Source organism: Xanthomonas sp. BRIP62415, from assembly GCF_003993515.1.
In the GTDB taxonomy this organism is placed as follows: domain Bacteria; phylum Pseudomonadota; class Gammaproteobacteria; order Xanthomonadales; family Xanthomonadaceae; genus Xanthomonas; species Xanthomonas euroxanthea.
Window position 1 is genome coordinate 591586 of record NZ_QEZH01000023.1, and the last position, 25546, is coordinate 617131.

Sequence of the window (25546 nt, forward strand, 5' to 3'; positions counted from 1 at the left end):
CTTGTAGGGAAATACCTACCCCCAGGCACGGGCGTAGAATGTGCCGTTACGCCACGTATTCGGAGCCTCCATGGAAAGCGCCAAGATCGACCAATTCATCAGCGACACCTGGGACCGCGAGATCGTCCCGCAATTGGTCGATTACATCCGCATTCCCAATAAATCGCCGATGTTCGATGCCGACTGGGTCGCGCACGGCTACATGGAGCAGGCCGTCACCCTGATGGAAACCTGGGCGCGCGCGCAGGCGATCGAGGGCATGCAGGTCGAGGTGGTGCGCCTGGAAGGCCGCACGCCGTTGATCTTCATCGAGATTCCGGCCACCGGCACCGAATCGGGCGACGACACCGTGCTGCTGTACGGCCACCTGGACAAGCAGCCGGAAATGACCGGCTGGGATGCCGACCTCGGTCCGTGGGAGCCGGTGCTGCGCGACGACAAGCTGTACGGGCGCGGCGGCGCCGACGACGGCTATGCGATCTTTGGTTCGCTGGCGGCGGTGCTGGCGCTGCGTACCCAGGGCCTGCCGCATGCGCGCTGCGTGGTGCTGATCGAAGCCTGCGAGGAATCCGGCAGCTACGACCTGCCGGCCTATGTCGATCATCTGGCCGCACGCATCGGCAAGCCGTCGCTGGTGGTGTGCCTGGATTCGGGCTGCGGCAACTATGAGCAACTGTGGTGCACCACCTCGCTGCGCGGGCTGACCGGCGGCAACCTGAGCGTGAAGGTACTGGAGGAAGGCGTGCATTCGGGCGATGCCTCCGGCGTGGTGCCGTCCAGCTTCCGCCTGCTGCGCCAGCTACTGTCGCGGATCGAGGACGAAGCCAGCGGCCGCATCCTGCTGGACGGACTGCACGTGGAAGTGCCGGCCGAACGGCTGGCGCAGGCCAAGGCCGCGGCGGCGACGCTGGATACCGCCATCTTCGACAAGTTCCCGATGGTCGAGGGCCTGGTGCCGATGCATGACGACCTCACCGAGCTGGTGTTGAACCGCACCTGGCGCCCGGCGCTGTCGATCACCGGTGTGGACGGCATGCCGCCGCTGGCGTCGGCCGGCAACGTGCTGCGTCCGCAGACCGCAGTGAAGCTGTCGCTGCGGCTGCCGCCGACCGCCGACGGCAAGGCCTGCGGCGAACTGCTCAAGGAAGCGCTGCTGCGCGATCCGCCCAATGGCGCCCAGGTAACGCTGGAGCTGGAAAAGGCCTCGTCCGGCTGGAATGCGCCGGCGATGGCGCCGTGGCTGGAAAAGGCCATCGACGACGCCAGCCTGGCGTTCTTCGACAAGCCGGCGATGTACATGGGCGAAGGCGGCTCGATCCCGTTCATGGGCATGCTGGGCGAGAAGTTCCCCGGCGCGCAGTTCATGATCACCGGCGTGCTCGGCCCGCATTCCAATGCGCATGGCCCGAACGAGTTCCTGCACATCCCGATGGGCAAGCGGGTGACGGCCTGCGTGTCCAAGGTGATTGCCGAGCATCACGCCGCCTGCCTGCGCGGCGAGACCAGCGGCTCGCCGGTGGCGGCCGACAGCGGCACCCGTCATGGCGGGCATGGCTGCTGCTGATTGATGCCTGGGCCGCCCCGCGCATGTCGGGGCGGCCCAGCGCCTCGCCATGCGCTGCGGCGCGCGCATGGATGCAGCCCCAACGCCATGGCGACAGCCAGCGCGGCACACGTGGTCGCGGCGGCGGCGAATGCTAGTCTGCCGATCCCCTCCCCTCAGTGCCTGCGATGAACACTCTCTTCGGTAGCGACAGCTGGCTTTACATCATTCTGGTCGGCTTCGTGGTCGGGCTGCTGGCCCGTTTCATCACCCCTGGCACGCAGCGCCTGGGCTGCCTGCTGACCATCGTGCTGGGCATCGCCGGTGCACTGGTCGCCAGCTGGTTCGGCCGCTACATGGGCTGGTACCACGCCGGCGAACCGGCCGGTTTCCTCGGTGCGTTGCTGGGTGCGATCGCAATCCTGGCACTGCTGCGGCTGTTCAGCGCCAGCAAGCGTTGATCGAACCTGCGTCGTTTTCGACCAGGCTGCGCCTCACTTCACGACACAGCATTCACCCATGACGTCATCGTTGACTCCAGATACCGCGCGCGCTGCGCTCCGCCTGCAATGGGCGCAGCATGCGTTGAACGCCCCTGAGGTCACGCTGCAACGTGCCTCGGTCGATGCGGGATTCCGCAGCTACTGGCGTACCCAGGGACGCGGCGTGGACCACATCCTGATGGATGCGCCACCTGCACTGGAAAATGTGGCGCCCTGGTTGCGCATGCACGCCCTGCTCGGCGCGCACGGCGTGCGGGTGCCGCAGGTGCTTGCGCAGGATCTTGAAACCGGCTTCCTGCTGCTGGAAGACCTGGGCGTGCCGACCCTGGCGCAGGTACTGACCGACGCCAATGCCGACGCGTTGCTGGATGCTGCGATCACTCAGTTATTGCTGCTGCAGCGCATTCCGCCACCTGCCGACAGTGGCGAGTTCGGCGAGGCGCTGCTGCAACGCGATGCCGGCCTGTTCGAAGAATGGTTCCTCGGCCGCCACCTCGGCTTGCAGCTGGACTGCGGCCAGGCCGAGCAGCTGCAGTTGGTGCAGCGCCGCTTGATGGACAACGCACTGGCGCAGCCGCGCGTGTTCACCCATCGCGATTTCATGCCGCGCAATCTGATGCCGATCGGCGACGGGCCGGCGGTGCTGGATTTCCAGGATTGCGTGATCGGCCCGATCGCCTACGACCCGATCAGCCTGTTCAAGGACACCTCGGTGAGCTGGCCGCTGGCGCGCGTGGATGGCTGGCTGGAGCGCTACCACGCACGTGCGGCAGCGTCCGGATTGCCGGTGCCGCCGCTGGCGCAATTCCTGCGCGATGCGGACTGGATGGGCGTGCAGCGGCATCTGAAGAATCTCGGCATCTTCTCGCGCCTGAGCCATCGCGACGGCAAGCATTGGTATCTGGATAACGTGCCGCGTTTCATCGCCTATCTGGACGAGGTGTTGCCGCGTCATCCCGACCTTGCGCCGCTGGTCGGCCTGCTGGAAAAGCTGGTCAAACCTGCCCTGGCGGCACGCTCCGCACAGGCCGGCGCATGAAGGCGCTGATCTTCGCCGCCGGTTTCGGCGAGCGCATGCGTCCGTTGACCGAACACACGCCCAAGCCGCTGCTGTCGGTCGGCGGCACACCGCTGATCGTCTGGCATCTGCGCAAGCTGGCCGCACTGGGCGTGGACGAGGTGGTGATCAATACCTCGTGGCTGGCCGACCAATTTCCGCAGGTACTGGGCGATGGCAGCGCGTTCGGGCTGCGGCTGACGTATTCCTTCGAGGGCGCCACCCCACTGGAAACCGGCGGCGGCATGCTGCATGCATTGTCGTTGCTGGGCGATGCGCCGTTCCTGCTGGTCAACGGCGACATCTGGACCGATTTCGATTTCGCGCGGCTGTCGGCCGCGCCGGCGGGCCTGGCGCAGCTGGTGCTGGTCGACCGCCCCGCCTATGCAGCGCGCGCAGACTTTGCGTTGGATGCCGATGGCAAGGTGCGCGCGGACCTGCCGGCAACGCTCACCTATTCCGGCATCGGCATGTATCGACCGGCACTGCTGCGCGACTGGCCATCGGTCATCGGCCAGCTGCCGGAGCCCAGCGGCGCGGCACCACGGTTTGCGCTGGCGCCAATCCTGCGTGCGCAGATGGCGGCAGGGCTGATCGATGGCATCCACCATGCCGGACGCTGGACCGATGTCGGCACGCCGCAGCGATTGGCAGAGCTGGATGCCCAGCTGCTGCGCGACGGCGGCTGACCGCAACCAAGCGCTGCAACCGGCCAGCCGCGCATCGTGCGTTGCTCGAACTACGCACACCAACCATCCTGACGGGCCTTGCATCCAACCCGAGTGCCGCCGCGCCTGCTGTTATCCATGCGCACCAACCCTCTCGACGGGTCCTTGCCCGCCTACCGTCGCGGGACCCTGAGCGGCATGGATGCCGCGCCGGAGCCTACATGGACGTACTTGCGGCGTGTCCCGCGATGGTGGGCGGGCAAGGGCCGCGCAGCAAACTCGCAGCGCCGAGGGCGCGGCGCCCCCACCGCACCAGACAGTGCGCTGATTGTTTACTGGAAGCCCTGCACATCGCCCCTCTCGACGGGTCCTTGCCCGCCCACCGTCGCGGGCCCCTGAGCGGCATGGATGACGCGCCGGAGCCTACATGGGCGTACTTGCGGCGTGTCCCGCGATGGTGGGCGGACAAGGACCGCGCAGCAAACTCGCAGCGCCGAAGGCACGGCGCCCTCACCGCACCAGACAGTGCGCTGATTGTTTACTGGAAGCCCTGCACATCGCCCCTCTCGACGGGTCCTTGCCCGCTCACCGTCGCGGGACCCTGAGCGGCATGGATGCCGCGCCGGAGCCTACACGGACGTACTTGCGGCGTGTCCTGCGATGGTGGGCGGGCAAGGGCCCTGCAGCAAAGCTACAGACCATCCGCTCTGCAAACTCTGGGCCTCGTGCTTCAAGTGCCTGGACACTGCGGATGGATGTGCTGATAGGAAACGCAAAGCAGCCTGCACCTGAGTAGCAGTGAGCAACGTAATTCTGTAGGCCGCTCTAAGAGCCGCGATCCTCCAGCACCCGCCGCAGGAACGGCACGGTGATGCGGCGCTTGGCAGCCAGCGATTCGCGATCCAGCCGGTCCAGCAACGCCACCAGTCCGGCCAGTTCGCGTTCGCTATGGGTCAGCAGCCAGTCGATTGCTGCCTCGTCCAGCGCCAGCCCGCGCCGTTGCGCACGATCGCGCAACACGGCCGCGCGCCCGGCGTCGTCGAGCACCGGCAGGCTGATGCGGATGCACTGCGACAGCCGCGAGCGCAGGTCCGGCAATACCAAGGCCAGGCCATCGGGCGTCTGCCGCGCGGTGTACAGCAAGGTGGTGCCGGCAGCGCGCGCGCGGTTGTGGAAATCGAACAGCGCCACTTCGTCGTCGCGCTGCCCGGCAATGCTTTCCACACCGTCCAATGCGACCAGGCTGCGCCCTTCCAGCGCCTCGAGCGCATCGCGCAACCGGCCAGTGGCCGCGTGCAGGGGCAGGTACGCCGGGGCACGCCCGGCCTGTTCGGCGGCCGCGCACAACGACAACGCCAGATGCGTCTTGCCAGTGCCGGCGGGGCCGGACAGATACAGCCAGTCGTTCACCTGCCCGGCCGCCAATGCCTGCAGCTGCGACAGCAGGCCATCAGGCGCGGCGATGTAACTATCGAATCGCTGATCGGGCGGCGCGCGCAACGCCAGTGGCAACTGCGGAACACTCACGAGCGATCCGTGTCCTTGCTTGGGTCGATGATCACGCTGCGCTCGGGCGTGGACTGCAGCACGATGCCGGCGCGCTCGCCCGCATACAGATCGCTACGCGTGTATTGCTCATGCGCATAGCGCAGCAGCACATTGGCCACCGCCGCCACCGGCAGCGCCAGCAGCATGCCGAGAAAGCCGAACAACTGGCCACCCGCCATCACCGCGAAGATCACCGCGACCGGATGCAGGCCGATCTTGTCGCCGACGATGCGCGGCGTCAGCACATAGCTTTCCAGCAACTGGCCGACGGTGAACACCACGCCGACGCCGATCAGCAACTTCAGGTCGAAGCCCTGCGCCTGCACCACGGCCGCCAGCAGGGCGAGCACGATGCCGGTGGTGGCGCCCAGATACGGAATGAAGCTGATGAAGCCGGCGATGATGCCGATCAACAGGCCCAGATTGAGCCCGATGATGGACAGGCCGGCGGCGTAGATCGCCCCCAGCGCCAGCATCACCAGGAACTGGCCGCGGATGAAGCCGCCCAGCACGTCATTGGATTCCAGTGCGAGCCGGCTCACGGTACCGATGTAGGCACGCGGAATGACCGCGGCCACCCGCTCGACCAGGCGATCCCAGTCGCGCAGGAAGTAGAACGCCAGGATCGGCAGCAACGCCAGGTTGATCACCCAGGTCACCATCGCAAAGCCCGAACGCTGCACGTAGCCGAAGAAGGTCTTGGCGGCGCCGCCGGCCTGTTCCCAGTGACTGCGGATCCAGTCGATCAGGCGCTCCGGGTCCAGCCAGCCCATCAGTTCCACGCCGGTCTTGGCTTCCAGCCACGGGATCGCGGTACTGATCGCCCAGGTCCGCATCTGCGGCAGCGCGTCGATCAGGGTCATGATCTGGCGCTCGATCATCGGCACCAGAATCATCAGCGCCAGCACGAACAGCAGCAGGGCCAGCACGAACACCAGCACCACCGCGATGTTGCGCGAGCGGCCGGCGCGTTCGATGCGATCCACCAGCGGATCGCCCAGCCAGGCCAGCAGCAACGCCAGCACGAACGGCGTCAGGATCGGCGACAGCAGCGAGACCACCCACAACACGCCGACAGTCACCGCCACCCATTTCAGGCGACGCAGAAACAGGGCGATTTCGGCTTCGGGAGTCAAGGTCATTTCAGGCGGTACTCGGCGTGCTCGTTTTCGAGAATGATCGGGCCCTCGGTCGGCACCGACACGGGTACCAACGGGCTGTTGTCGCCGAGCATACGGTTGAGGCCGGAAATGCCCGTGAGCAATTCCAGATCCACTTCCATGCGGTCGCCGTTGGCGCTGACCGGGCGGATGCTGCGCACCACCGACACGCCCTGCAGCGCGGCGGAGACGCGCAGATAGTCGTCGGCGCTGCCGATCCCGGTGATCACCGCGCGGTAGACACCGGGCACACCCGAATCCACGCGCTTGGCGTAACGCTTGACCAGGGCATCGGCCGCGCCATCGGCACCGGCGGCCATCGCACGACGCGCATCGCCGTCGCTGCTGGTCCAGCTGGACAGCACGTTGCCGTTGTCGACGAAGACCCAGTCGGCGGTCCAGCCGGCGTCATTGCGGTAGAGCTTGCCGATCAACTGCATTGGCGGGCTGTACTTGGCCGATGCGCGCGCCACCGCCGCGGTGTCCTTGCGCCAGATCGCGCCGGCCAGCACCTGCTCGGCGGCGGCACCGCCGGGCAGGCCGAGCCGGTAGCCGCGCTCGATCGCCCGGTCCAGCACGCTGCGCGCGGCATTGGCCTGCGCCACGCCGACCAGGCGCGGGCCGCTGCCGTCGTCGATGGCCAGCCACAGCACCGGCTTGGGCCGCGGCAGCGGCCACACCGGCAGCCCCAGTGCGGCGATCAGGCCATCCACGTCGGACTGCCGGAAGCGCGCCACCAGCACGGTGCGGAAGGTCGGCGCCCCGGTGCGCGAGGTGCCCTGGTCCTGACGGTAGTCGTAGTTTTCGACATAGCCCGGCGCGCCGCGCAGTGCCTGCGAGACGCCTGGGCGGCTCATCACCCCGCGGTCGCCGGAGACCTTGCCCAGCACCGCGCCGAGCGCGCGCGCCAGCGCGCCGGGGCGATCGGACTCGCTCTGGCTGTTGACCGGCACTTCGGCCTCATAGGCGCTTTGCGCCTTGGCGACGTCGCCTTCGGTGCGTAGATCGGCCTGCGCAAAGGCTGGCGCGAGGGGCATGGCGACCACGAGGGCGAGAAAGAAAGCGAGACTGCGGCGCATCGACGGTTCCATGACGTAAGCGTATCCGGGTGAATTGTTGCCCGAATGGGACGCCAGCGCCAACGTGGCTGCTAAAATCGCCGCCTTTACAGCCGAGCCCTCCCTGCCCGTGACCAGCCCAACGCCTTCCAATCCCTCGCCCATGACCTACCGTGAGGCAGGTGTCGACATCGACGCCGGCAATGCGTTGGTCGAACGCATCAAGCCGCTGGTCAAGCGCAGCTTCCGGCCGGAGGTGATGGGTGGCCTGGGCGGGTTTGGCGCCTTGTTCGACCTGTCCGGCAAGTACCGGGAGCCGGTGCTGGTGTCCGGCACCGACGGCGTCGGCACCAAGCTCAAGCTGGCCCAGCAGCTGGGCCGGCACGACACCATCGGCATCGACCTGGTCGGCATGTGCGTCAACGACGTGCTGGTGCAGGGCGCCGAGCCGTTGTTCTTCCTGGATTATTTCGCCACCGGCAAGCTGGACGTGGAGACCGCCGCGGCGGTGGTCGGCGGCATCGCGCGCGGCTGCGAGCTGTCCGGCTGCGCCCTGATCGGCGGCGAAACCGCCGAGATGCCCGACATGTATCCGCCGGGCGAATACGACCTGGCCGGCTTCACCGTCGGGGCGGTGGAAAAATCGCAGCTGCTGGACGGCGCGCAGGTGCGCGCCGGCGACGTGCTGATCGGCATCGCCTCGTCCGGCCCGCATTCCAATGGCTACTCGCTGATCCGCAGGATCTACGAGCGTGCCGGCGCCCCGGCCGAGCTGGTGCTGGACGACGGCGTCAAGCTGATCGACGCGCTGATGGCGCCGACCGCGCTGTACGTCAAGCCGATCCTGGCGCTGCTCAAGTCGCATGGCGACAGCATCCACGCCATGGCCCACATCACCGGCGGCGGGCTGACCGAAAACATCATCCGGGTGATCCCCGACGGCCTGGGCCTGGACATCGACGCCACCGCCTGGATGCTGCCGCCGGTGTTCGCCTGGCTGCAGCGCGAAGGCGCGGTGGCCGATGCGGAAATGTGGCGCACCTTCAACTGCGGCATCGGCTTCGTGCTGGTCGCCGCACCCGAACAGGCCGCCGCGCTGGAACAGGCACTGGAGGCGCAGTCGCTGGCGCACTGGCGCATCGGCCAGGTGGTGCCGGCGCAGGGCGATGAGCGCGTGCGGATCGGTTGACCGAGGAGACCTGCATGGACGCTGCCCCACACGCACTGCCGGCACAGGCCAGCGCTGACGATCTCCAGCACCTGAAACTGCTGTCGATCTTTCACTATGTGCTGGCCGCCATCACCGCGCTGTTTTCGCTTTTCCCGTTGATCCACCTGTTCATGGGCATTGCGATCGTCACCGGGCACCTGCCCATGACACAGGCCAGCACGGATGCACCACCGATGGATCCGCGGTTGTTCGGCTGGTTCTTCGTGGTGTTCGCAGGTGTGTTCATTGTCTGCGGCCTGACGCTGGCAGCGTTCATGGCCTATGCCGGCCGCTGCATTGCCCAGCGCAGACGGCACCTGCTGTGCCTGATCGTGGCCGGCATTTCCTGCTCCTTCATGCCGTTCGGTACCGTCGTCGGCGTGTTTACGCTGGTGGTGCTGCTGCGCCCGCAGGTCAAGGCCTTGTTTGCTCCCACCGCCACTGCAGCGTGACGCGCACTGCCCATGACATCAGCGAATCGCACCGCATGAGCCTGCGCCTGGCCGTGCTGGCCTCCGGCCGCGGCAGCAACCTGCAGGCCATCCTCGATGCCATCGCCAGCGGCCGGCTGCCGGCCGAGGTCGTGGGCGTGTTTTCCGATCGCCCACAGGCGCCGGCCCTGCACAAGGTCGATGAGGCACTGCGCTGGAGCGCCAGCCCGCGCGACTTCTCCGACCGTGCCGCCTTCGACGCCGCGCTGGGCGATGCGATCGCCGCCGCGCGGCCGGACTGGGTGATCTGCGCCGGCTACATGCGCATCCTCGGCGAGCCGCTGGTGCGTCGCTTTGCCGGGCGCATGCTCAATATCCACCCCTCGCTGCTGCCCAAGTACCGCGGCCTGCACACCCACGCCCGCGCACTGGAAGCCGGCGACGCCGAACATGGCGCCAGCGTGCATCTGGTGGTGCCGGAACTGGATGCCGGCACGGTGATCGCGCAGGCGCGCGTACCGGTACTGCCCGACGACAGCGCCGAGCAGCTGGCCGCGCGCGTGCTGGCGCGCGAACACCCGCTGCTGCTGGCCACGCTGGACCTGCTTGCCAGCGGGCGCGTGCAGGTGCGTGGCGATGGCGTCCACATCGACGGTCAGTGCCTGTTTACGCCATTGCGACTAGAGTCCGCTGACACCGCACTCGCCTGAATGCGGATACGCCCTCCTCATCCTGTCTCGGACATCCTGGCGGCCCCGTGCCTCGCTCTCAGCGCATGAAACCCCTCCCGATCGCCACCGCGCTGTTAACCGCCGTCCTGCTTGTTCCGGCCGGTGCCGGCCGTGCGCAACAGGCCGCTGCCGTGCCTGCGCCAGCTGCCGCCGCTCCGGTTGCGGCGCCGCCGACGGCGCCTGCATCTGCAGCCGCCCTGCCTGCCAGCAGCTGGACGCCGCCGCCACTGCAGCCCTTCGTGGCCACGTACCAGGCGTTCTACCGCGGCAAGGAAGCCGGCGATGCCACCATGCAGGTCAGCAACGGCGAAGGCAGCCAGTGGCGCATCGACATGTCGGTACGCGGCCGCAAGGGCTTTGCCAGCATTCTCGGTCTGAACCTGGAACAGAGCACGGTGTTTCGCGTCGATGGCGACACCTATGTGCCATTGAGCCAGAGCACCGTGCGCAAGGCGATGTTCTTCGGCAAGAAGGTCACCGGCGTCTACAACTGGCAGACCGCCAGCGCCCAGTGGGACGGCGATCTGAAGAAGGAGCGCCAGCAGCCGATTCCGCTGCAGCGCGGCGACCAGAGCGCGCTGTCGCTGAACCTGTCGCTGATGCGCGACGCGCAACCCGGACGCAGCCTGAGCTATCGCTACGTGGATGTCGGCCGGGTGCGCAAATACGACTACAAGGTCGCCGATGCCACCGAGGTGGTGCAGGTCGGCGACCTGAGCTACGACGCGTTGCGCGTGTACCGCGTCAACAGCGGCGACAACGAAACCATCCTCTGGATCGCCAACGGGGTTCCCACGCCGGTGCGCATCCTGCAACGTGACAAAGGTGAGGATCAGGTCGATCTACGCCTGGTCGAATATCAAGGAGCCTGACCCATGCACACCGTTTCCCGCACCTGTTCGCTGATCGCCGCTGCCGCACTGGCCGTAGCCAGCCTGCCCGCGTTCGCCATGCAGCCGTTCCAGGCCGATTATTCGGCCAACTACATGGGCATGCAGGCCAACGGCACCATGACCCTGGCCGCCGCCGGCGCCAACCAGTGGCGCTACACGCTCACCATCCAGAACCAGCTGGCCAACCTGACCCAGAGCACGGTGTTCGAAGAGAGCAACGGCCAGCTGCGCCCGGTCAGCAGCAACGACACCTCGTCGATGATGGTCAAGCGCCGCAACGTCACGGCCAACTACGACTGGAAGACCAGCCAGGCCACCTGGGGTGGCGACATCAAGCCGGACCGCCGGGGCCCGGTGAAGTTGCAGCCCGGCGACATGGATGCCCTGCTGATCAACCTGGCGATCACCCGCGACCTGGCCGCTGGCAAGCCGCTGAACTACCGCATGGTCGACGAAGGCCGCATCAAGCCGATGAGCTACAAGGTGGTCGGCAAGGAAACCATCACCGTCAACGGCAAGCAGGAGCAGGCGACCAAGGTGTCGCGCGTGGACGGCGACAAGGAATTGATTGCCTGGGTAGTCAAGGACCTGCCGGTGCCGGCGCGCCTGCTGCAGAAGGAAAAGGGCCAGGACGCGCTGGACCTGACCATCAAGGCGTTGCGCTGAGCGCCAGGCGCGCCTGGTAGGAGCGTGCCCGCGCGCGACGGGGCGTTATCGGTCATGCGCCGTCGCGCGCAGGCACGCTCCTACCAGGTCGTGGGAGCTGCTCGGCAGCTGCCCTCCGACTGCAAGAAAAAGCCCGGCTGCCAGCCGGGCTCTTCATTTCGATCAGGCGCGGTGCGGAATCTCCGCAGCAGGCAGAGACACGCTCACCCCTCAGGGCTTTGCCGCAGCCTTGTCGTCGCCGGTGCTGAACACCGTGCGGCAGTCCACGCGAATCTGCTGGTCATTCTTGCGCCAGTAGAACAGGTCGCAATGGCGCTTGCCTTCGACGGTCTTCTTCACCGCCACCGCATAGAACGACTGCGCGATCTCGTCGCGGCTGGCAGTGCCGTCGTTGTTCCAGTCCATGTCCTTGAACTCGACACCCTGGGTGATCGCCATGCCGACCGACCAGGCGTAGGCCAGCCACGCCAGGATCAGCACGATCACGCCGAGCAGGATCTTGCGCCGGGTGGTGAACCGCCCGCGCAGGATCATGCGCTGCGCCGGATGGTCGCGCCCAGCGCCCCCAGCTTCTCCTCGATGTTTTCGTAGCCACGGTCCAGGTGGTAGATACGGTCGATGCTGGTGTCGCCGTCGGCCACCAGGCCGGCCAGGATCAACGACGCCGAAGCGCGCAGGTCGGTCGCCATCACCGGCGCGCCGCTGAGGCGCTCGGCACCGCGCACGATCGCGGTGTGGCCTTCGACCTGGATGTCAGCGCCCAGGCGCAGCAGCTCGTTGACGTGCATGAAGCGGTTTTCGAAGATGGTTTCGTTGATCACGCCCACGCCATCGGCCACGCAGTTGAGCGCCATGAACTGCGCCTGCATGTCGGTGGGAAACGCCGGGTACGGCGCGGTGGTCAGGTTGACCGCGCGCGGGCGCTTGCCATGCATGTCAAGCGTGATGCTGTCGGCGGTGGTGGTGATGGCCGCGCCGGCTTCGGTGAGCTTGTCCAGCACCGCGTCCAGGGTGTCCGGACGGGCGCGGCGCACGGTGACGCTGCCGCCGGTCATCGCCGCGGCGACCAGGAAGGTGCCGGTCTCGATACGATCCGGCAGCACCGCATGGTGCCCGCCGCCCAGGCGCTCGACGCCCTGCACCACGATGCGCGGCGTGCCGGCGCCCTCGATCTGCGCACCGAGCGCGATCAGGCAGTCGGCCAGGTCGGTGACTTCCGGCTCCATCGCCGCGTTTTCCAGCACGGTGGTGCCGTCGGCCAGCACGGCCGCCATCAGCACGTTCTCGGTACCGGTGACGCTGACCATGTCGAACACGTAGCGGCCCCCCTTCAGGCGCCCATTGCTGGTGGCCTTGATGTAGCCGTTTTCCACGCTGATCTCCGCACCCAGCGCCTGCAGGCCCTTGATGTGCTGGTCGACCGGGCGCGAGCCGATCGCGCAGCCGCCGGGCAGCGACACTTCGGCAGTGCCGTAGCGCGCCAGCAGCGGGCCCAGCACCAGGATCGAGGCGCGCATGGTCTTGACCAGCTCATAGGGCGCGACCTGGTGGGTGACCGAGCGCGGGTCGACCAGGATCGAGCGCCCCTTGGCCAGCGTGCCTTCGTCGATGGTCACCTCGGCGCCCAGCTCGCTGAGCAACTTCACCGTGGTGATCACGTCGTGCAGGTGCGGCACGTTGCTGATCTCCACCGGCGCATCGGCCAGCAGGGTCGCGCACAGGATCGGCAGCACCGCGTTCTTGGCGCCGGAAATATTGACTTCACCATGCAGCGCTTGGCCGCCGGTCACTACGATTTTTGCCATGGGAGCTTGGGGAATCCGAAAAGGGACGTCGGGGAAATGTAAGGGGTCGCCAGGAGTCGGCCGGCACTTGGCAGTCGGGGCGGGGGCGCAGCCCGATCGGCCAGGATCGACTGACGCTCAGCCTTCGTCGGGGGTCAGCGTCTTGAGCTGCAGCGCGTGGATCGCCCCGCCCATCAGCTCGCCCAGGGTCGCGTAGACCATGCGGTGGCGGGCCAGCGGCGCCTTGCCGGCGAATGCGGGGCTAATCACGGTCGCCTCGAAGTGCACGCCATCGTCGCCGTGCACCTCGACGCGGGCTTCGGGCAAGCCGGATTCGATGAGTTTACGGATGGTTTCGGCGTCCACAGGGCGTTTCCTCATAAAATGAGCGCACATTCTACTCTTCACCCGAGTCCCGCATGGCCGTCTCGCACCTGCCCTCCGCCACCGTCAGCGACGCCAGCCTGGTCGCCAGCGGCCAGCGCGTGCTGGAGATCGAGCGCGAGGCGCTGGCCGGCGTGGGCGCGCGGATCGGCAGCGACTTCGCCGCGGCCTGCCGGCTGGTGCTGGCCTCGCGCGGGCGCGTGGTGGCCACCGGCATGGGCAAGTCCGGGCATATCGCGCGCAAGATCGCCGCCACCCTGGCCTCCACCGGCACGCCGGCGTTCTTTGTCCATCCGGGCGAGGCCGGGCACGGCGACCTGGGCATGATCACCGAGGCCGACATCGTGCTGGCGCTGTCCTATTCGGGCGAATCGGACGAGGTGCGCATGCTGCTGCCGGTGCTCAAGCGCCAGGGCAACCCGATCATTGCCATGACCGGGCGCCCGAGCTCGTCGCTGGCCCAGGCCGCCGACGTGCACCTGGATGTGAGCGTGTCCGCCGAAGCCTGCCCGCTGCATCTGGCGCCCACTTCCAGCACCACCGCCTCGCTGGCAATGGGCGACGCGCTGGCGGTGGCGCTGCTGGACGCGCGCGGCTTCACCGCCGACGACTTCGCGCGCTCGCATCCGGCCGGCAGCCTGGGCCGGCGCCTGCTGCTGCACATCACCGACGTAATGCACGCCGGTGATGACCTGCCACGCGTGCGCGAGGACGCCAGCCTGAGCGAGGCGTTGATGGAAATGAGCCGCAAGCGCCTGGGCATGACCGCGGTGGTCGATGGCCAGGACCGCCTGATCGGCCTGTTCACCGACGGCGACCTGCGCCGCGCGCTGGACAGCGACATCGACGTGCGCAGCGCCGGCATTGCGCAGGTGATGACGCGCAACCCGCGCACCATCGGCGCCGACCAGCTGGCCGCCGAAGCCGCGCGGCTGATGGAGGATTACAAGATCAACGGTTTGATCGTGGTCGATGCGCAGCAGCGCGCGGTCGGCGCATTGAACATTCACGACCTGTTGCGCGCAAAAGTGGTTTAACAGGTTCAGTTTTCTACCGTTGGAACCCCGTTCTCACCGATTCGTGCCGATGCCCTATTCCCCTTTGCAGCACCTGCCCGCCGACATCACCGACCGCGCCGCGCGTATCCGCCTGGCCTGTTTCGACGTCGACGGCACCCTGACCGATGGCCGCCTGTACTACGACCATGCCGGCAACGAGAGCAAGTCCTTCAACGTGCTCGACGGCCAGGGGCTCAAGCAGCTCGACCATGCCGGCATCCATGTCGCGCTGATCACTGCGCGCGCCAGCCTGTCGGCGGAAAAGCGCGGCCAGGATCTGGGCCTGCACGTGCAGATCGGGGTCAAGAACAAGCGCCTGGCCGTGCTGGCCTTGTGCCAGGAGCACGGTCTGTCGCTGGACCAGGTGCTGTTCATGGGCGACGACCTGCCCGACCTGCCGGCCCTGCTGGCGGTCGGCCTGCCGGTCGCACCCGCCAACGCGCACCCGTGGATCGCCGAGCGCGTGCAGTGGCATACCCGGGCACGTGGCGGCGAAGGTGCCGCGCGCGAGGTCTGCGACGTCGTGCTGGCCGCGCAAGGCCAGATCGAGGGCATCATCGAAAGGTTTTCCGCATGAGCTGGAACTGGCGCACCACCCTGGGCGTGGTGTTGTTGGCCGCTGCGGTGGTCTCCGGCTGGTCGGCCTGGCAGCAGCGCGCGCGCCCGGTTGCGGCGGCGGCGGACGATTCGCGCGCCGACTACGTGCTGCGCGATTTCGAACTGATTGCGCTGGACAAGGAAACCGGCAAGGAATCGATGACGCTGCGCGCGCCGGAGATGCATCGCAACCGTGCCGATCGCACCTCCGAGGTCACCACCCCGGTGTTCCTGTTGCCCGACAACACCAACCAACCGTGGACGCTGCGCTCCAAGACCGGCTGGATCAGCCCCAAGGGCGACGAGTTGCGCCTGCGCGGCGATGTCGAGGGCGACAGCCCCACCGGCGGCGCAACCCCGCCGACCACGTTCCGTACCCAGAGCCTGGACGTGTTCCCGCAGCAGAATCTCGCCAAGACCGCTGCCCCGGTGAGCATGAGCCGGCCGGGTATCATGCAGAGCGGGGTCGGCTTCGAGGCCGATCTCAAATCACGCCAGTACAAGCTCCTTTCCCAGGTCAAGACCCGTTATGAACCGAATGCTGCCCGCTAAGCTGGCGTTTGCCGCGCTGCTGCTGCCTGCCCTTGCGATGGCCAAGACCAGCGACCGCAATCAGCCGATGGCGATCGACTCCAATGCCAACGACTGCAACATGCTCGACGACAGCGGCAAGTGCCGCTTCAGCGGCAATGTGGTGATCACCCAGGGCACGCTGGAAATCCACGCCGACACCGCCGACATCTTCCAGAAGAATGGTCAGACCGACCGCGTCGTGCTGACCGGCAAGCAGGCCACGCTCAAGCAGCAGATGGACGACGGCGCGATGATGAACGGCCAGGCCGACAACATCGAGTACCAGGTCGCCAACGAAGTCATCGTGCTGACCGGCAACTACAAGGTCGACTCGCCCAAGGGCACCAACGCCGGCCAGCGCATGGTCTACAACACCAAGACCGGCAACATGCAGAGCGGCGGCGACGGCAGCCGCGTGCGCACCATCATCCAGCCGAAGACCGCGGCGCCGGCGGCCGCAACGCCGGCCGCCAAGCCCGCGGCCAAGCCGCAGGGGAAGAAGTAATGCTGGTCGCCACCGGTCTGCGCAAGAAGTACAAGCAGCGCGAAGTGGTCAAGGAATTCGGCCTCACGCTCGAGGCCGGCGAAGTGGTCGGCCTGCTTGGCCCCAACGGCGCCGGCAAGACCACCTGCTTCTACATGATCGTGGGCCTGGTCGAGGCCGATGCCGGCCGGATCGAGCTGGACGGCCGCGACCTCACCGCCGAGCCGATGTATGCCCGCGCCAAGCTTGGCGTCGGCTATCTGCCGCAGGAGCCCTCGATCTTCCGCAAGCTCACCGTGGCCGACAACATCCGCCTGGTGCTGGAGCTGCGCGAAGAGCTGGATGGCGCCGGCCGCGAGAAGGAACTGGTCTCGCTGCTGGAAGAACTGCAGATCACCCACGTGGCCGACCAGCTGGGCGCCAGCCTGTCCGGCGGCGAGCGGCGGCGGTGCGAGATCGCGCGCGCGCTGGCGGCCAAGCCGCGCATGATGCTGCTCGACGAACCCTTCGCCGGCGTCGACCCGATTTCGGTCGGCGAGATCCAGCGCATCATCATCCACCTCAAGGAACGCGGCATCGGCGTGCTGATCACCGATCACAACGTGCGCGAAACCTTGGGAATCTGCGATCGCGCGTATATTCTCGCCGAGGGGGGCGTACTGGCGCAGGGGGCACCAGATGCGCTGCTAGCCAATCCCGACGTCCGTCGCGTGTATCTGGGGGAAACTTTCCGCCTTTGAGCGCGTCGCCGCGCCATCGATTTTCCCAGTCAGTGCCCGCATGAAAGCCCGGCTCCAGACATCGCTAGGACAGCAGTTGGTCATGACGCCGCAGTTGCGTCAGGCGATCAAGCTATTGCAGATGTCCACCACCGAGCTGGAACTGGAAATCGCCGAAGCGGTGGAGACCAATCCGCTGCTGGAATGGGCCGACGAAGCCGCGCATGCGGCCAACGCGCTTCCGGTGGAAGCATCGTCGGCCGCCTCCACCGACGACACCCCGCGCGAAGAACCGGCGCCGGCCGAGCGCGACGACGACTGGTCGCAGGACGAGCTGCAGTGGACAGGTTCGGGCAGCGGCGGCAGCTTCGACGATGACGAATCCGGCGATGCCGCCGAGCGCGTGGCAGAAGCCGAAACGCTGGCCGACCACCTGCTGTGGCAGCTGCACCTGTCGCCGCTGTCGCCGCGCGACCGCCAGATCGGCGCGATGCTGATCGATGCGCTGGACGAAGACGGCTACCTGCGCGAACCGCTGTCGGCCATCCTGGAAACGCTGGCGCTGGGCGCGGCAGTGGACGAGGCCGACGTGCTCACCGTGCTGCACCAGATCCAGCGCTTCGACCCGGTCGGCGTGGGTGCGCGCACCCTGGGCGAATGCCTGGCACTGCAGCTGGCCGTGCTCGACCCGGCCACCCCGGGGCGCGAACTGGCGCTGCAGATCGTCGCCGGCCCGCTGGAGCGCCTGCCGCGCAGCGGCGTGGCCGGCCTAGCGCACGAACTCAAGCGCTCCACCGCCGATGTCGACCAGGCGGTCCAGTTGGTGCGCTCGCTGGACCCGCGCCCGGGCAAGCAGATCGGCGACCTGTCGCAGGACACTTATGTGGTGCCGGACTGCGTGATCTGGCGCCAGCGTGGCGTGTGGCGGGCCTCGCTGGCCGGTCGCGCCCAGCCCAAGGTCACCATCCACCGCGGCTACGAGAACCTGATCCGCAGCTGCGGCGAATCCGACGCCGGCTATCTGCGCGGCCAGCTGCAGGAGGCGCGCTGGCTGCTCAAGAGCCTGGAAGCGCGCGGCGAGACCCTGCTGCGGGTGGTGCGCTGCCTGCTGCAGCACCAGGCCGGGTTCCTGGAATTCGGCGCGCAGGCCTTGCGCCCGTTGACCCTGCGCGAGATCGCCGGCGAGCTCGGCCTGCACGAATCCACCATTTCCCGCGCGATCGCCCGCAAGTACGTGCGCACCCCGCGCGGGACCATCGCGCTGCGCTCGTTCTTCGCCTCCGGCATCGACACCGACAGCGGCGGCGAGGCCTCCAGCACCGCCATCCAGGCCATGATCCGGCGCCTGATCGAGGCGGAAAACCCGCGCAAGCCGCTGTCGGACGCCAAGTTGGCCGACCTGCTGAAAACCTCCGGCGTACCAGTGGCGCGGCGCACCGTTGCGAAGTATCGTGAGGCCATGAACATTTCCGCCTCCCACGAACGCGTCCGTATCGCCTGACGTTGCACCCACCGCAACGCCGGCCTGCGCCGGGTTCGTCGGATCACCGGAACGGTTCATTGGCCCACCCGACCAATGGAGGTATCCGATGCGTATCGAGACGTATGGCCACCAGCTTGAAGTGACCCCCGCGCTGCGGGAGTACGTGGCAAGCAAGCTGCAGCGACTGCAGCGCCATTTCGACCAGCACTGTGAAGTCCGGACCCAGCTGGCCGTTCGCAAGCCAGACCATCACGTGGTCGCCACCGTCAACCTTCCCGGTCGTACCCTGCACGCAGATGCCAGCGGCTCCACCATGTACGCGGCCATCGACCTGCTGGTCGACAAGCTCGACCGCCTGGTGCTCAAGCACAAGGAAAAGAAATGTAACCACCATGCACGCGAGGTGCGCGACAATCCCGCATGACGCTTCCCGCTTGATGCCCTCATGCCTTTAACCGATCTGATGGCGGCCGTGCGCACCGTGGTGTCGCCGGCCGCCGATCGCGACACCGTCCTGCATACCGCCGCCGACCTGCTGTCCTGCCGCCAGGCCGGCGCCGACGAGCTCTACGCCAACCTATGCGAGCGCGAGGCCCTGGGCAGTACCGCCATCGGCCACGGCATCGCCATCCCGCATGGGCGCTGCCCCAATCTCACCGAGCCACGGGGCGCACTGCTGCGGCTGGACACGCCGGTGGCCTTCGGTAGCGATGAGCCGGTGGACCTGATCTTCGCGATGGCGGTGCCTGCGCACTACACCCACCAGCACCTGATGCTGCTGTCGGAGCTGGCCGAACGGTTTTCCGATGCGGAGTTTCGTCAGCAGCTGCGCGCCGCCCCCAACGCCGACGCCTTGATGGCGCTGCTCACCGACGCACCGCCACCACAGGCCAGCGCCGCATGAATACCAGCATCACCGCACGCGAACTGTTCGACCAGCAGCGCGACAAGCTGGCGCTGCGCTGGGTCGCCGGCCAGAAGGGCGAGCACCGCGAGATCGAGGCCGGCAGCAACAATGCGCGCCGCCCGTCGCTGGCCGGCTACCTCAACGTGATCTATCCCAACAAGGTGCAGATCCTGGGTACCGAAGAGCTGGCCTGGCTGGACTCGCTGGATGCGCGCCAGCGCTGGGAGACCATCGAGAAGATCATCCAGGTGCAGCCGCTGGCGCTGGCGATCAGCAAGAACCAGTCGTGCCCGGAAGACCTGCGCGCGGCCGCCGACGAATCCAACACGCCGCTGTGGATCTCGCCCAAGCGCGGCCATGAATTGCTCAATCACCTCTCCTACCACCTGGCGCGCACGCTGGCGCCGCGGGTGACGCTGCATGGCGTGTTCATGGAGATCTATTCGATCGGCGTGCTGATCACCGGCGAGGCTGGCTCGGGCAAGAGCGAGCTGGCGCTGGAACTGCTCAGCCGGGGTCACCGCCTGGTGGCCGACGACGCACCGGAGTTCACCCAGATCGCGCCCGACGTGCTCGACGGCACCTGCCCGGAACTGCTGCAGGACCTGCTGGAAGTGCGCGGCCTGGGCGTGTTGAACGTGCGCGACATGTTCGGCGACACCGCAGTGAAGAAGAACAAGTACCTGCGCCTGATCGTGCACCTGACCCGCCCGATGACCGAGCCCACCCCGTCCGGCTACGAACGCCTGACCGGCGATTCCGGCAGCCGGCATGTGCTGGACCTGGACGTGCCGCTGATCACCCTGCCGGTGATGCCCGGCCGCAACCTGGCGGTGCTGACCGAGGCGGCCACGCGGCTGCATATCCTGCGCACCAAGGGCATCGACCCGGCGGCGATGTTCATCGCCCGCCACAGCAACCTGCTGGAGCGACGCACGCCATGAGTACCGCGCCCTCCACGTTGATGATCGTGAGCGGGCTGTCCGGCTCGGGCAAATCGGTCGCGTTGAAGACCTTCGAGGACCTGGACTACTACTGCTCGGACAATCTGCCGGTCGAACTGCTGCCGGACTTCGTCAAGAGCCGCCTGCGTGGCAACCCGCTCGGCGACCAGCGCCTGGCGGTGGGCATCGATGTGCGCAGCCGCAGCGACCTGACCCAGCTGGCGCAATGGCGCCAGGCCGCGCAGGAATACGGCATCGAGGCACGGCTGCTGTTTTTCGAGGCCAGCGACGAGGCGCTGATCAAGCGCTACGCCGATACCCGCCGCCGCCATCCGCTCAGCCATCTCGGCCTGGCCTTGCCGGAAGCGATCACCCGCGAGCGGCAGCTGACCGAACCGCTGCGCGCGCAGGCCGATGCCATCATCGACACCAGCGCGCTCAACGTGCACCAGCTGCGTCGCCGGGTGGTCACCGAGTTTGCGCTCGGCACCAGCGACCGACTGTCGCTGCTGTTCGAATCGTTCGCCTACAAGCGTGGCGTGCCGGCCGAGGCCGACTTCGTGTTCGATGCGCGCGTCTTGCCCAACCCGCATTGGGACCCGGAGCTGCGCCCGCTGACCGGCCGCGATGCCGGCGTGCGCGACTATCTGGACAAGGAACCGGACGTGGTGCGCTACAGCGCGCAGATCGTGGACCTGCTCGATACCTGGCTGCCGCGGCTGCGCAACGACACCCGCAGCTACGTCACCATCGCCTTCGGCTGCACCGGCGGCAAGCATCGCTCGGTGTATCTGGCCGAGCGCATGGCGCGGCATGCGCGCGAGCAGGGCTGGCCGGAAGTGGCGACGTTTCATCGCGAGCAGGATTGAAGGGCCGGGATTCGGGAATCGGGAATCGGGAATCGTCAGAGCGGTGTCATGCAGTCTGAAAGAACGCGTGTCATCAATGCATTTCATCAGCGCGTTTTGATCACGCGTTGCCTTCCCGCCTACTGACTGCAGCGCTCGCTTGTGATGCGGGACGCATCGGGAGACTGGCGAGGTCACGGATCATTGCCGTGCCGGCGGCAGCGCATGTGTTGCAGGCATCGTGCGCGTCACGGTGCGGCGGTCCTAAACGGCTATTCATTTCGCAACACATCGGTGCCGGCAGACGCTATCGCGCGGTCATGCCGACCTGTTAACGTTTCGGCATGGCCTGTGGCATTCTCCTCATTACTCATCCCGGCATCGGCGCGGCGTTGTTGAACGTGGCGACGGGGCTGTTGCGGCAGTTGCCGCTGAAGACCGAAGCGTTCGACGTGCCGCTCGATGCAGACCTGGACGCCTTGCTGCCCCAGGCCTCGTCGGCGATGCGACGGGTCGACAGCGGCGACGGCGTGCTGGTCATGACCGACCTGTACGGCGCCAGCCCCAGCAATCTCGCCAGCCGGTTGGCAAAGCTCGGCACGCCGGTTCGCCGGGTGTCCGCGCTCAGCCTGCCGATGCTGCTGCGGGTGATGAACTACCCCGAACAAGGATTGCAGGAGCTGCCCGCCACCGCGGCGGCAGGCACCCGCAACGGAGCGATCATCGACGATGCTTGAACGCGAACTCATAGTTTCCAACCGACTCGGACTGCATGCGCGGGCAACCGCCAAGCTGGTGCAGACGCTGTCGTCCTACCGCAGCAACGCCACGCTGGCGGCCAAGGGCCGCGAGGTGAACGCCAAGAGCATCATGGGCGTGATGCTGCTGGCCGCAGGCCAAGGCACCAGCGTGGTGGTGCGGCTGGATGGCGAAGACGAAGCGCAGGCCCTGCAGGCGCTGGTGGACCTGTTCGAGCGTCGTTTCGACGAGGACAGCTGAGCATGCGCGGGGTCGGTGCGGGGCTGACCGACAGGGCGCGGCCGCGCCAGGGGCGCACATGAGCCTGCGTCTGCGTGGACACGCCGCCTCGCGCGGCAACGCACTCGGACGCGCGCGCGTGCGCCAGAGCCACACGCTGGAAGTGGCCGAACAACGCGTGCCCGCCAGCCAGGTGGAGACGCAGCTGCAGCGCCTGCATCTGGCGATCGAGGCGGCACGCACCGAGATGCAGCAGCTGCGCGACCGCCTGCATGGCGCGCTTGCGCGCGAAGTCGGCGAATTCCTCGAACTGCATGCGCTGCTGCTCGACGACCCGGAGCTGCTGCAAGGCCTGGACGAGTTGATCCGCACCCACCGCTACAGCGCCGACTACGCCTTGCGCGTGCAGCGCGACCGGCTGGCAGCGGTGTTCGACGGCATGGAGGACGCCTACCTCAAGAGCCGCATGGACGACCTGGATCACGTCATCGGCCGCATCCATGCGTTCCTGCACAAGCGCGCGCCCGACCTCAAGGGCGTGGCCGGCGAGATCCTGGTCTGCGACAACGTCGCACCCTCGGAGCTGGCGCAGTTGCAGGCGCAAGGGGTGGTCGGCATCGTCACCACCGCCGGCAGCGCGTTGTCGCATAGCGCGATCCTGGCGCGCAGCCTGCACCTGCCGCTGGTGGTGGGGGTAAGCGATGCGGTGCAGCGGATCGACGATGGCGATGTATTGATCGTCGATGCCGGTTCCGGCCAGGTGATCGTCGATCCCAAGCCCGAGCACCTGCGCGACTACCGCGAGCGCCTGCGCGCGCTGGCCAAGGAACAGCGCGAACTGGGCCGGCTGCGCTCCAAGCCCACGCGCACGCGCGACAACGTCGATATCACGCTGCTGGCCAATGCCGAATCGCTGGAGGACGTGGCGAAGGCGCACGCACTCGGCGCCAGCGGCCTTGGCCTGTATCGCACCGAATTCCTGTTCCTGCAGCGCAACGAGCTGCCGGACGAAGAGGAACAGTTCCACACCTACCGCGACACCGTGCTGGGCATGAGCGGGCGACCGGTCACCATCCGCACCCTGGACCTGGGCGCCGACAAGGCCGACCGCACCGGCCTGACCTTGAGCGACGAAGACAACCCGGCGCTGGGTCTGCGCGGGGTGCGGTTGTCGCTGGCCCGGCCTGCGGTGGCGCAGGCGCAGTTGCGCGCGATCCTGCGCGCCTCCGGCTACGGGCCGGTGCGCATCCTGGTGCCGATGGTCAGCGGCCGCGAGGAAGTCCAGCTGCTGCGCCGGCAGATCAAGAAGCTGGCCGCGCAATTGCGCGAGCAAGGCCACGAGATCGCCGAGCACATTCCGCTCGGCGCAATGATCGAAGTGCCGGCTGCGGCGCTGGCGCTGGACTGCTTTATCGACGATATCGATTTCCTGTCGATCGGCACCAACGATCTGGTGCAGTACCTGCTGGCGGTGGATCGCAACAACGAGGCATTGGGCGAGTTGTACTCGCCGCTGCATCCGGCGGTGCTGCGCCTGATCGCGCAGGTGATCGCCACCGGGCGCGCGTTCGGCAAGCCGGTGGCGGTGTGCGGCGAGATCGCCGGCGACCCGCGCTTCGTCCCGATGTTGCTGGTCCTGGGGCTCACCGAGTTCAGCCTGCATCCGGCCACGCTGCTGGAGGTACGCCGTGCGGTGCGCGACATCCACCTGGGCGAGTTGCGCGTGCATGGCGAAAAACTGCTGCGCGCGCGCGACCGCAAGGGGATCGAAAAGTGGCTGGCCAACGTCGCGCAGGGCCTGATGCGCTGAGCGATTGCGTCATCGCGCAGGGGATGTTCCTGCGCGTTGCCCTTCGCACTGTATGTTTCGTCACCATGCGCAAGCGATAATGCCGTGCTGACTCAGCACCGCGTCTTCCATCGGGACGTGTCCACTCTTCCAGGGAGCCGCGCATGGCCGAAGCTGTCCGCCACGACAAGACCGCGCGACAGCTGCGATTGCTGTCCGATGCGCTGGATAGCGGACGCCTGGGCCCGGTACGCCGGCTGGTCAATACACTGGCGCCGGCGGAGATCGGCAACCTGCTGGAGTCGCTGCCGCCCGGCAAGCGCGAAGTGGTGTGGGGCCTGGTCGACCCGGAAGACGACGGCGAAGTGCTGCTGCATGTCGGCGATGAAGTGCGCGAAAGCCTGCTGGCCGACATGGACACCGACGAGATCGTCGCCGCGGTCGAAGACCTCGACATCGACGATCTGGCCAACCTGGTCGAAGACCTGCCCGACACCGTCATCGACGAAGTGCTCAAGTCGATGGACCGCGAGAACCGCGAGCGGCTCGAGCAGGTGCTGTCGTATCCGGAGGACACCGCCGGCCGCCTGATGAATCCGGACGTGGTGACGGTGCGCGCCGACGTCAATGTCGATGTGGTGCTGCGCTATCTGCGCCTGCGCGGCGAGCTGCCCGACCACACCGATCACCTGTACGTGGTGAGCCGACGCCATCAGTATCTGGGCCGGGTGTCGCTGGCCGCGCTGGTCACGCACGAGGACAGCACGCCGGTCAATCGCCTGATCGACGACGAACAACCGGCGATCGACGTGGGCGATGGCTCCGACGAGGTCGCACGGCGCTTCTCCGACCATGACTGGATTTCCGCGCCGGTGGTGGACGACAACAACATCCTGCTCGGCCGCATCACCATCGACGACGTGGTCGACATCATCCGCGAACAGGCCGAGCACCAGGCCATGAGCGCGGCCGGCCTGGACGAGGACGAGGACATGTTCAGCCCGGCGCGGCGCGCATTCCGCCGCCGCCTGATCTGGCTGGGCATCAACCTGTGCACGGCGTTCCTGGCCTCCAGCGTCGTCAGCGAATTCGAAGGCACCATCGCCAAACTGGTGGCCCTGGCGGCGCTGATGCCGATCGTTGCCGGCATGGGCGGCAATGCCGGCACCCAGGTGCTGGCGCTGATGGTCCGCGGCCTGGCGCTGGGCCAGATCGGCTCCTCCAACGTGATGACCTTGCTGAAGAAGGAACTCACCGTCGCGCTGATCAACGGCATGGTGCTGGGGATCGGGCTGGGGCTGATCGTGCTGGCGTGGTTCCGCCAGCCGATGCTGTCGCTGGTGATCGGCACCGCGCTGACCTTGAACATGCTCACCGCCGCCTTCGGCGGGGTACTGGTCCCGGTGACGCTGAAGCGGCTGGGCTTCGACCCGGCATTGGCCGGTGGCGTGATCCTGACCACGCTGACCGACGTGATGGGGTTCCTGAGCTTCCTCGGCCTGGCGACGCTGATCCTGCTGCCGTAGCTGC

The 25546-nt window shown here is 67.4% G+C and carries 29 protein-coding genes; 23 read left to right on the forward strand and 6 right to left on the reverse strand.

Annotated features, from left to right (window positions below; translation table 11 throughout):
- The first annotated feature begins 70 nt into the window (after positions 1-70).
- The 4 genes from EO141_RS10305 (at position 71) to murU (ending at position 3792) form a co-directional block, all read left to right on the forward strand.
- Positions 71-1564 (forward strand): M20 family metallopeptidase, encoded by a 1494-nt coding sequence (locus EO141_RS10305; protein WP_127169126.1) that lies wholly within the window; start codon positions 71-73, stop codon positions 1562-1564.
- A gap of 167 nt (positions 1565-1731) precedes the next feature.
- Positions 1732-2004 (forward strand): GlsB/YeaQ/YmgE family stress response membrane protein, encoded by a 273-nt coding sequence (locus EO141_RS10310; RefSeq protein ID WP_127169127.1) that lies wholly within the window; start codon positions 1732-1734, stop codon positions 2002-2004.
- Between the two features lie 58 nt (positions 2005-2062).
- On the forward strand, positions 2063-3085 hold the full coding sequence (locus EO141_RS10315) for a phosphotransferase (RefSeq protein WP_127169128.1): 1023 nt from the start codon (positions 2063-2065) through the stop codon (positions 3083-3085).
- Positions 3082-3792, forward strand: a complete 711-nt coding sequence (gene murU, locus EO141_RS10320) for an N-acetylmuramate alpha-1-phosphate uridylyltransferase MurU (protein ID WP_127169129.1) — start codon at positions 3082-3084, stop codon at positions 3790-3792. Before EO141_RS10315 ends, murU begins: the two co-directional genes overlap by 4 nt.
- Positions 3793-4596: 804 nt before the next feature.
- On the opposite strand, the gene hda is transcribed toward murU, so the two are convergent.
- Genes hda through EO141_RS10340 form a run of 3 tightly spaced genes read right to left on the reverse strand, consistent with a single transcriptional unit; the run spans position 4597 to position 7570 of the window.
- Complete coding sequence (gene hda / locus EO141_RS10330; protein WP_115677653.1) at positions 4597-5298, reverse strand: DnaA regulatory inactivator Hda; 702 nt, start codon at positions 5296-5298, stop codon at positions 4597-4599.
- The gene (locus EO141_RS10335) at positions 5295-6461 is read right to left on the reverse strand and encodes an AI-2E family transporter (RefSeq protein ID WP_104583061.1); all 1167 of its coding nucleotides are present in this window, start codon (positions 6459-6461) and stop codon (positions 5295-5297) included. Before EO141_RS10335 ends, hda begins: the two co-directional genes overlap by 4 nt.
- Positions 6458-7570, reverse strand: a complete 1113-nt coding sequence (locus EO141_RS10340; protein ID WP_164739151.1) for a DUF2066 domain-containing protein — start codon at positions 7568-7570, stop codon at positions 6458-6460. Before EO141_RS10340 ends, EO141_RS10335 begins: the two co-directional genes overlap by 4 nt.
- A 22-nt stretch (positions 7571-7592) precedes the next feature.
- Here EO141_RS10340 and purM point away from each other — a divergent pair, with 22 nt between their 5' ends.
- The 5 genes from purM to EO141_RS10365 all read left to right on the forward strand — a co-directional run bounded on the left by purM (position 7593) and on the right by EO141_RS10365 (position 11468).
- Entirely contained in the window at positions 7593-8726 is a 1134-nt protein-coding gene (purM, locus tag EO141_RS10345) for a phosphoribosylformylglycinamidine cyclo-ligase (protein WP_206514791.1), read from the forward strand.
- Between the two features lie 14 nt (positions 8727-8740).
- Positions 8741-9199 carry a hypothetical protein gene (locus EO141_RS10350; protein WP_104648281.1) on the forward strand — a complete coding sequence of 153 codons (459 nt, stop codon included), beginning with the start codon at positions 8741-8743 and terminating at the stop codon, positions 9197-9199.
- A 35-nt stretch (positions 9200-9234) separates the two neighbouring features.
- Positions 9235-9888 carry a phosphoribosylglycinamide formyltransferase gene (purN, locus tag EO141_RS10355; RefSeq protein ID WP_127169132.1) on the forward strand — a complete coding sequence of 218 codons (654 nt, stop codon included), beginning with the start codon at positions 9235-9237 and terminating at the stop codon, positions 9886-9888.
- Positions 9889-9953: 65 nt separating this feature from the next.
- Positions 9954-10781: a DUF3108 domain-containing protein gene (locus EO141_RS10360; RefSeq protein ID WP_104648155.1), complete on the forward strand. Its 828-nt coding sequence runs from the start codon at positions 9954-9956 to the stop codon at positions 10779-10781.
- A 3-nt stretch (positions 10782-10784) separates the two neighbouring features.
- A complete protein-coding gene (locus tag EO141_RS10365; RefSeq protein ID WP_115677656.1) occupies positions 10785-11468 on the forward strand; it encodes a DUF3108 domain-containing protein in 684 nt (227 codons plus the stop codon).
- A 210-nt stretch (positions 11469-11678) separates the two neighbouring features.
- Here the strand turns inward: EO141_RS10365 and EO141_RS10370 are convergent, their stop codons facing one another.
- The 3 genes from EO141_RS10370 to EO141_RS10380 form a co-directional block, all read right to left on the reverse strand.
- Entirely contained in the window at positions 11679-12002 is a 324-nt protein-coding gene (locus EO141_RS10370; protein ID WP_104583055.1) for a hypothetical protein, read from the reverse strand.
- Entirely contained in the window at positions 11999-13273 is a 1275-nt protein-coding gene (gene murA, locus EO141_RS10375) for a UDP-N-acetylglucosamine 1-carboxyvinyltransferase (protein WP_127169133.1), read from the reverse strand. Before murA ends, EO141_RS10370 begins: the two co-directional genes overlap by 4 nt.
- Positions 13274-13390: 117 nt before the next feature.
- Positions 13391-13618 carry a BolA family protein gene (locus tag EO141_RS10380; RefSeq protein ID WP_104543115.1) on the reverse strand — a complete coding sequence of 76 codons (228 nt, stop codon included), beginning with the start codon at positions 13616-13618 and terminating at the stop codon, positions 13391-13393.
- A 53-nt stretch (positions 13619-13671) separates the two neighbouring features.
- On the opposite strand from EO141_RS10380, the gene EO141_RS10385 reads away from it, so the two are divergent.
- From EO141_RS10385 to mgtE, 14 genes are all read left to right on the forward strand, one after another.
- Complete coding sequence (locus tag EO141_RS10385) at positions 13672-14673, forward strand: KpsF/GutQ family sugar-phosphate isomerase (protein WP_104648157.1); 1002 nt, start codon at positions 13672-13674, stop codon at positions 14671-14673.
- Between the two features lie 49 nt (positions 14674-14722).
- On the forward strand, positions 14723-15271 hold the full coding sequence (locus EO141_RS10390; protein WP_104583052.1) for an HAD hydrolase family protein: 549 nt from the start codon (positions 14723-14725) through the stop codon (positions 15269-15271).
- Positions 15268-15843 carry an LPS export ABC transporter periplasmic protein LptC gene (gene lptC, locus EO141_RS10395; protein ID WP_127169134.1) on the forward strand — a complete coding sequence of 192 codons (576 nt, stop codon included), beginning with the start codon at positions 15268-15270 and terminating at the stop codon, positions 15841-15843. Before EO141_RS10390 ends, lptC begins: the two co-directional genes overlap by 4 nt.
- Entirely contained in the window at positions 15821-16369 is a 549-nt protein-coding gene (gene lptA / locus EO141_RS10400) for a lipopolysaccharide transport periplasmic protein LptA (protein ID WP_104583050.1), read from the forward strand. Before lptC ends, lptA begins: the two co-directional genes overlap by 23 nt.
- Positions 16369-17088, forward strand: a complete 720-nt coding sequence (gene lptB, locus EO141_RS10405; RefSeq protein WP_016904606.1) for an LPS export ABC transporter ATP-binding protein — start codon at positions 16369-16371, stop codon at positions 17086-17088. The genes lptA and lptB overlap by 1 nt, the downstream gene beginning before the upstream one ends.
- A gap of 40 nt (positions 17089-17128) precedes the next feature.
- Positions 17129-18568 carry an RNA polymerase factor sigma-54 gene (locus tag EO141_RS10410; protein WP_127169135.1) on the forward strand — a complete coding sequence of 480 codons (1440 nt, stop codon included), beginning with the start codon at positions 17129-17131 and terminating at the stop codon, positions 18566-18568.
- Positions 18569-18656: 88 nt separating this feature from the next.
- The gene (gene raiA / locus EO141_RS10415; protein ID WP_005913379.1) at positions 18657-18974 is read left to right on the forward strand and encodes a ribosome-associated translation inhibitor RaiA; all 318 of its coding nucleotides are present in this window, start codon (positions 18657-18659) and stop codon (positions 18972-18974) included.
- 21 nt (positions 18975-18995) lie between these two features.
- Positions 18996-19454, forward strand: a complete 459-nt coding sequence (locus tag EO141_RS10420; protein ID WP_104648158.1) for a PTS sugar transporter subunit IIA — start codon at positions 18996-18998, stop codon at positions 19452-19454.
- The gene (gene hprK, locus EO141_RS10425) at positions 19451-20401 is read left to right on the forward strand and encodes an HPr(Ser) kinase/phosphatase (RefSeq protein ID WP_016904610.1); all 951 of its coding nucleotides are present in this window, start codon (positions 19451-19453) and stop codon (positions 20399-20401) included. The genes EO141_RS10420 and hprK overlap by 4 nt, the downstream gene beginning before the upstream one ends.
- A complete protein-coding gene (gene rapZ, locus EO141_RS10430; RefSeq protein ID WP_164739153.1) occupies positions 20398-21270 on the forward strand; it encodes an RNase adapter RapZ in 873 nt (290 codons plus the stop codon). The genes hprK and rapZ overlap by 4 nt, the downstream gene beginning before the upstream one ends.
- Positions 21271-21593: 323 nt before the next feature.
- On the forward strand, positions 21594-21986 hold the full coding sequence (locus tag EO141_RS10435) for a PTS sugar transporter subunit IIA (RefSeq protein ID WP_016904612.1): 393 nt from the start codon (positions 21594-21596) through the stop codon (positions 21984-21986).
- Positions 21979-22248, forward strand: a complete 270-nt coding sequence (locus EO141_RS10440) for an HPr family phosphocarrier protein (RefSeq protein ID WP_016904613.1) — start codon at positions 21979-21981, stop codon at positions 22246-22248. The genes EO141_RS10435 and EO141_RS10440 overlap by 8 nt, the downstream gene beginning before the upstream one ends.
- A gap of 58 nt (positions 22249-22306) precedes the next feature.
- Positions 22307-24037 carry a phosphoenolpyruvate--protein phosphotransferase gene (gene ptsP, locus EO141_RS10445; protein ID WP_127169136.1) on the forward strand — a complete coding sequence of 577 codons (1731 nt, stop codon included), beginning with the start codon at positions 22307-22309 and terminating at the stop codon, positions 24035-24037.
- Between the two features lie 143 nt (positions 24038-24180).
- Positions 24181-25542, forward strand: coding sequence for a magnesium transporter (mgtE, locus tag EO141_RS10450; RefSeq protein ID WP_104583046.1), 1362 nt, complete (start codon positions 24181-24183; stop codon positions 25540-25542).
- Positions 25543-25546 lie beyond the last annotated feature (4 nt).

What these genes read in the sequence shown, in the direction of transcription:
- EO141_RS10350 (WP_104648281.1), top strand. Translation starts at nt 8,741, where the DNA reads ATGGACGCTGCCCCACACGCACTGCCGGCACAGGCCAGCGCTGACGAT.
- murA (WP_127169133.1), bottom strand. Translation starts at nt 13,273, where the DNA reads ATGGCAAAAATCGTAGTGACCGGCGGCCAAGCGCTGCATGGTGAAGTC.
- EO141_RS10370 (WP_104583055.1), bottom strand. Translation starts at nt 12,002, where the DNA reads ATGATCCTGCGCGGGCGGTTCACCACCCGGCGCAAGATCCTGCTCGGC.
- EO141_RS10410 (WP_127169135.1), top strand. Translation starts at nt 17,129, where the DNA reads ATGAAAGCCCGGCTCCAGACATCGCTAGGACAGCAGTTGGTCATGACG.
- EO141_RS10310 (WP_127169127.1), top strand. Translation starts at nt 1,732, where the DNA reads ATGAACACTCTCTTCGGTAGCGACAGCTGGCTTTACATCATTCTGGTC.
- EO141_RS10360 (WP_104648155.1), top strand. Translation starts at nt 9,954, where the DNA reads ATGAAACCCCTCCCGATCGCCACCGCGCTGTTAACCGCCGTCCTGCTT.
- murU (WP_127169129.1), top strand. Translation starts at nt 3,082, where the DNA reads ATGAAGGCGCTGATCTTCGCCGCCGGTTTCGGCGAGCGCATGCGTCCG.
- lptC (WP_127169134.1), top strand. Translation starts at nt 15,268, where the DNA reads ATGAGCTGGAACTGGCGCACCACCCTGGGCGTGGTGTTGTTGGCCGCT.
- rapZ (WP_164739153.1), top strand. Translation starts at nt 20,398, where the DNA reads ATGAGTACCGCGCCCTCCACGTTGATGATCGTGAGCGGGCTGTCCGGC.
- EO141_RS10420 (WP_104648158.1), top strand. Translation starts at nt 18,996, where the DNA reads ATGCCTTTAACCGATCTGATGGCGGCCGTGCGCACCGTGGTGTCGCCG.
- EO141_RS10335 (WP_104583061.1), bottom strand. Translation starts at nt 6,461, where the DNA reads ATGACCTTGACTCCCGAAGCCGAAATCGCCCTGTTTCTGCGTCGCCTG.
- EO141_RS10305 (WP_127169126.1), top strand. Translation starts at nt 71, where the DNA reads ATGGAAAGCGCCAAGATCGACCAATTCATCAGCGACACCTGGGACCGC.
- EO141_RS10385 (WP_104648157.1), top strand. Translation starts at nt 13,672, where the DNA reads ATGGCCGTCTCGCACCTGCCCTCCGCCACCGTCAGCGACGCCAGCCTG.
- EO141_RS10365 (WP_115677656.1), top strand. Translation starts at nt 10,785, where the DNA reads ATGCACACCGTTTCCCGCACCTGTTCGCTGATCGCCGCTGCCGCACTG.
- EO141_RS10440 (WP_016904613.1), top strand. Translation starts at nt 21,979, where the DNA reads ATGCTTGAACGCGAACTCATAGTTTCCAACCGACTCGGACTGCATGCG.
- lptA (WP_104583050.1), top strand. Translation starts at nt 15,821, where the DNA reads ATGAACCGAATGCTGCCCGCTAAGCTGGCGTTTGCCGCGCTGCTGCTG.
- EO141_RS10340 (WP_164739151.1), bottom strand. Translation starts at nt 7,570, where the DNA reads ATGGAACCGTCGATGCGCCGCAGTCTCGCTTTCTTTCTCGCCCTCGTG.
- raiA (WP_005913379.1), top strand. Translation starts at nt 18,657, where the DNA reads ATGCGTATCGAGACGTATGGCCACCAGCTTGAAGTGACCCCCGCGCTG.
- purN (WP_127169132.1), top strand. Translation starts at nt 9,235, where the DNA reads ATGAGCCTGCGCCTGGCCGTGCTGGCCTCCGGCCGCGGCAGCAACCTG.
- ptsP (WP_127169136.1), top strand. Translation starts at nt 22,307, where the DNA reads ATGAGCCTGCGTCTGCGTGGACACGCCGCCTCGCGCGGCAACGCACTC.
- EO141_RS10390 (WP_104583052.1), top strand. Translation starts at nt 14,723, where the DNA reads ATGCCCTATTCCCCTTTGCAGCACCTGCCCGCCGACATCACCGACCGC.
- lptB (WP_016904606.1), top strand. Translation starts at nt 16,369, where the DNA reads ATGCTGGTCGCCACCGGTCTGCGCAAGAAGTACAAGCAGCGCGAAGTG.
- EO141_RS10315 (WP_127169128.1), top strand. Translation starts at nt 2,063, where the DNA reads ATGACGTCATCGTTGACTCCAGATACCGCGCGCGCTGCGCTCCGCCTG.
- mgtE (WP_104583046.1), top strand. Translation starts at nt 24,181, where the DNA reads ATGGCCGAAGCTGTCCGCCACGACAAGACCGCGCGACAGCTGCGATTG.
- EO141_RS10435 (WP_016904612.1), top strand. Translation starts at nt 21,594, where the DNA reads ATGGCCTGTGGCATTCTCCTCATTACTCATCCCGGCATCGGCGCGGCG.
- hprK (WP_016904610.1), top strand. Translation starts at nt 19,451, where the DNA reads ATGAATACCAGCATCACCGCACGCGAACTGTTCGACCAGCAGCGCGAC.